General features: G+C 55.9%; 3 protein-coding genes. 2 read left to right on the forward strand and 1 reads right to left on the reverse strand.

The features are described 5' to 3' along the window. Positions 1-556 precede the first annotated feature (556 nt). Entirely contained in the window at positions 557-1,654 is a 1,098-nt protein-coding gene (locus KBF66_RS18845) for a type IV toxin-antitoxin system AbiEi family antitoxin (RefSeq protein WP_296661191.1), read from the forward strand. Further along, positions 1,654-2,352, forward strand: a complete 699-nt coding sequence (locus KBF66_RS18850) for a hypothetical protein (RefSeq protein WP_296661194.1) — start codon at positions 1,654-1,656, stop codon at positions 2,350-2,352. The genes KBF66_RS18845 and KBF66_RS18850 overlap by 1 nt, the downstream gene beginning before the upstream one ends. A 268-nt stretch (positions 2,353-2,620) precedes the next feature. On the opposite strand, the gene KBF66_RS18855 is transcribed toward KBF66_RS18850, so the two are convergent. Then, positions 2,621-3,460, reverse strand: coding sequence for a DUF932 domain-containing protein (locus tag KBF66_RS18855; protein ID WP_296661196.1), 840 nt, complete (start codon positions 3,458-3,460; stop codon positions 2,621-2,623). Positions 3,461-4,753: the final 1,293 nt, after the last annotated feature.

Genomic DNA, 4,753 nt, shown 5'->3' on the forward strand with positions numbered 1-4,753 from the left:
CGTGCCTCTGGCTACGCCCGAGGGCGGTCCGAAGTGAAACGCAGGTGGGTCGCAAAGCGACGGGCAGTCAAAGGGCCATCAGGTCACACCCTGTTGGCCGATCCCCGGGATAAGCCCAGCGGCCAAGGGGAGTTGAGGCTGGCGTGGGAGGTGGTGGTGACCGCAGGGCACGCGCCGAACCCCAAAAGGCTCAACTGCCCTTGTTGAGCGTCGGCAAGGGTGGCCTGTAAAGTGGCCTCAAGACAGTCGGCCACGACCAAGCCGAACAGGCGCGCTTGGAATGGGCATCCCGCTTTTGCCTTGCAAAATGCCCCGTGGAATAGCCCGAATCCGTAAAACAATCAATTCGAACTCGTGATCGCGATAGTCGAAATTCCGTCAACTATCTCAAAATTAATCGCAACCAGGGAACATCAACGCCCATGAGCCCGGCGGCGATACGTCGGGATGTCCAGGTTGGGATAACAATATTCGCTGAACAGTAAATATTGCCATTTCATTGAATATTCGCTAGTATTGGCATATTTACTGCGCAGCAAAGAACCCATAAACCATGATGCTTGAGTCGAACTCGACCGAACGACAGCTAATTAGCCAGCTTCTCGATACGCTTCGGGCGCTGCCAGAGGTTCAGGCTGACCTGCATCACTGGGAGCCTGCCGGGTTGACCGGTCTCAGGAAGCACGACGCCCAAATCGACCTGTTCATCGCAGGCAAGTCTTTCACAATTCTGATTGAGGTAAAAAAAGTCGTTTATCCAAGAGATGTGCGTGAAGCTCTCTGGCAATTCAGAGAAATCAGCCGTAACAGGCCAAAAGCCCAAAGTGGCGACGAAGTGGTCGCAGTCTTGGTCGCGGAGTCCATCTCGCCGGGAGCCAAGGAACTGCTCAGGACAGAGCGCTTTGGGTACTACGACAGCGGGGGCAGCCTGTTCTTGCCTGCTCAGGGGGCCTATCTTTACATCGACAGGCCACCGCCCAGAACTTTGGCGAAATCTGTGCTCTCCTTGTTTTCGGGGCGGCGTGCGCAGGTGCTGCATACCTTGCTGATTCGTTATCAAAACTGGTTCGGTGTCAAGGATCTAGCCGAACAATCGCAGGTGTCGCCAGCAACCGCCTCCCAAGTTTTGACGGAACTGGAGCGATTCGACTGGCTGGCCTCACGTGGACAAGGTCCAAGCAAAGAACGGCGCCTTGCAGAGCCCGGGGCGCTGTTGGATGCCTGGGCGAAACAGCTTGCATCGATCCGCAGTCCCGTGCAGCGCCGCTACTACGTTCCCTCTAGCAAGGCGGACACCTTGGTGCAGCACATTGGACAAGTCTTCGCTGCTCGGGAGGTCGGGTATGCAATCAGTTTTGAGGCCGCTGCACAGCGTTACGCGCCGTTTCTGTCCAGTATTTCCCAGGTGCGCGCCCGCTTGCTGGTCAGCGAAGCCGCCGATGCGGCAATCGCCGCACTTGGCGCACGCGTGGTCAATGAAGGAGCGAACCTCGTGATCATTGAAGCGAAATCGCCCGGCGAACTACTTTTCCGGGAGCAAGTGGACAGCATCTGGCTGGCCAGCCCAATTCAGGTCTACCTCGATTTGCTGCGCGGCGAAGGCCGTGCCAGGGAAATGGCGGAACACCTGCGCAAAGAAAGGATCGGTTTTTGATGGCCAAGCCCGCAACCCTCGACGGTTACAGCGACCAGTACACGCTTGACTGCGAGCGCGTCCTGGTGACGCTGATGCGCGGATTAGGCCCGTGGAAGAATTCCGTCTACCTCATAGGTGGTCTTACACCAAGGTATCTGGTAACAGCTCGACCACCCGTTGTACCCGCGCATGCCGGCACCATGGACGTGGACATTGTGATCGACCTGCAAATCTTGGCCGATACCGAGGCGTACCGAACGTTGGAAGACAACTTTAAGAAAATGGGTTTCGAGCGTGCCGAAAACGAGAGTGGGAAGAAACTCTCATGGCGCTGGCAGACACGCACCGAACACGGTGCGCTCATGGTGCTCGAACTACTCGCCGACTCACCAGAAGTCGCCGGCGGCAAGGTGCAGCCGTTACCGACTGAAGGCAAGATCTCGGCGCTCAACATCCCGCACTCATCCATCGTCTTCGACCTTCACCAAGTCACCGAGATTCAGGCCGAGCTGTTGGGCGACAACGGCATCGCGACCGAGAAGATCAAGCACGCCAATTTGGTCAGCTTTACCTGCTTGAAGTCGTTTGCTTTCGACCAACGCTACGAACGCAAGGATGGCCTCCAAAGTGGCCTCAGGCCAGTCGGCCACGACCAAGCCCTCGATACAGACAACGAATGGCCAACTCTGATGCCACCAAAAACACAGCTTCAGTGATGACACCCGTGAGGGGATAAGCCCGGCGGCAAAGGGGAAAGATGAGTTGAAGTTTTGCCCGAAGGGCATATCCACACCATCGACCGCCCCTTTTTGAGCCCCCACCCCAGGGCCAGTTGGCCCACCCTTTCTGTTGTCAACAACAAAACAAATCAAAGCCCTTCACGCTCTGCGTGACACTCAAGCGCCAACCGACCTCCCTTGAGACTGAGACTGCCGAAGCAGAACCAAACCGAAGTGCCCCGGCAAACCCGGGGCAGGGTCCACATTAGCCCTTGATCTTGCGCATCTCCTCGGCCAGCACCCACAGTGCCCGGTTAAGTTTGATGTTCTGGTCAATCCCCTGCACTTCTCTGGTCCGCATGGCTTTGCCGCTTGAGCTGCGACCGCGCAGACCGCCCCGGATCATGTTTTCCTGCACCCGATTGAAGGTTGTCCACAGATCAGCGGCCACATCAGATTGACGTTTGGGGCGAAGGAGCTGACTTTCTGTCACCGGGGCCGGGCTGACTTCGGTGTCATACCTGAGCGATAGGGCCGCGCGCGCAAATGCAGCTTGTTCACCGGCATCCAGGGTCAGAGATTTCATGCCTTCGCGCTGACCGTCCACCAAGTCGAACCCATCCAATACCCGAAAAGCACCCTCGATGACGTTGTCGACGATGTCGCCGGTGTGGCGAACCCGGATATCGCTTTGTGTGTCACCGCAGACCATCCCATTGGAGCAAACGAACCGGTAAACGCCTGCCAGCATTTGATAGGAGGATGTGCCGTCATGGCTGTTGAGTAAAACCACTTCGTTGGCCTCGCTGGCATTGATCTGGCTGGCGTGACGCAAGCGAATCAAATGTTTCGCATGGCTGCGCTTTTGATCATCGCGGGTGCGGGTCTGGCACACCATGAAGGGGCTGAAACCCTCCTTGCGCAGACCATCCAGAACCGTAATGGTCGGAATGTAGGTGTAACGGTCAGAACGACTCACATGTTTTTCGTGAGCCAGGATCGAAGGGGCCACGCTCATGATGTCCTCGTTCGAAAGGGGTGAGCTTGAGCGCAGCGAGGTCTGGTTGTATCCAAAACGCGAGGCCAGAGAGTGTGTGTATGCCATGGTGATTTCTCCGTGAGTAAAAAAGTGATTTCCTGACCTTTACGCATTGCGTTCGGTCATCGTGTTGCAAGATTCAGAGCCGTTGGTGGAAGTGGTTTGGTTTGCTGTTGTCATGGTGCTTGTCCTTTGGGTTGGTTAAATGGTCATCGCCTCGCTGAGTTCTTTCGCCGCAAAGGGGTGGCATGAAGACCGACCAAGCTCTAAGGGGTTGGTGACACGAAGCGTCAGCGCAGTGACTGCAACCCTTGGTGCTGTGGGGGAGCGTGGAATAAAAAGCGCGTACTGGGTGCTCGTACACGCCAGTGACTGGCAACCGGTACAAAGCGGCTTTATGCCGCGAAAGCCCCGGCAGCAAGAGCGGCTCGGGCTAAAGTGAAACCCAGGCGAAACACTCAGCGAGGCGTTGGCAAGCCACCCAAATGCACGACAACAGCAAAGCTGCACAGGCACACACCCCTGTGCCTCTGGCTACGCCCGAGGGCGGTCCGAAGTGAAATGCAGGTGGGTCGCGACAGCGACGGACTTCATGAGCAGGGTGCGGTCACCTTGCTCGGCATGGCGGGGATAAGTCCAGCGGCAAAGGGGGGCTGAAAATGAAAGGGTCCGCGTTGTGACCGAAGGGAATGTTGCAGTCATTTCAGGGTCAGCGCCCCTTTTTGAGCCAGCCCTCGGGGGTCACTAGACCCGATCAACTTTGGCGTGCGCAAAGTCATTTCAAAACACTGTTGCGAAGCACCCTGTTGACCTTAAGGTGTCTTTGCTTTTTGGAAAGGCTGCCATCAATTTAAAACGAGTCTTGGGTTCATGCGAATTCGTGGCGACAATAGGGCTCTGGTTCAACATCCAGATGTGATGAATTGCTGGTAAAGGCGTTCAACATCAAGTCCATTCGTGACCTCGGCACCAACAAGTACATTTTGACTGCTCAGCCATCGTGGCTTTGGCTGGAAAGGAAGAGTAGTTTCACCTTCATCACCACGTGGAGGTCAAATTTGTCCACGGTCTATTTATGCAGCACTGGTTTGGCTGAATGCATCAAACCGGTAATGTCTTGTCTCAATGGCAGGTCTGGGCCATCTGCCGTCGCTGACGAACGACGGCTAACTGGACGCCAAGAACTTCCAATTGGAGCTGCCCGAAACCTGACAGGAGCCAACGACTCAAACGTGCCCTTATGCACAGTGCCCAGTTATCAACAGTTTTGGTTCATTGGTGGCTTTCTTCACTGTGAAGAGTCGAATTTAACGGTCTGGTGAGCTTTACATAATTTCCGGATGGGCGCATGAGTGGTGG

This window comes from Rhodoferax sp. (assembly GCF_018063565.1).
In the GTDB taxonomy this organism is placed as follows: Bacteria; Pseudomonadota; Gammaproteobacteria; order Burkholderiales; family Burkholderiaceae_C; genus Rhodoferax.

Bases quoted from the DNA above. Each gene is read 5' to 3' on its own strand.
- KBF66_RS18845 (WP_296661191.1), top strand. From the start codon at position 557: ATGCTTGAGTCGAACTCGACCGAACGACAGCTAATTAGCCAGCTTCTC.
- KBF66_RS18850 (WP_296661194.1), top strand. From the start codon at position 1,654: ATGGCCAAGCCCGCAACCCTCGACGGTTACAGCGACCAGTACACGCTT.
- KBF66_RS18855 (WP_296661196.1), bottom strand. From the start codon at position 3,460: ATGGCATACACACACTCTCTGGCCTCGCGTTTTGGATACAACCAGACC.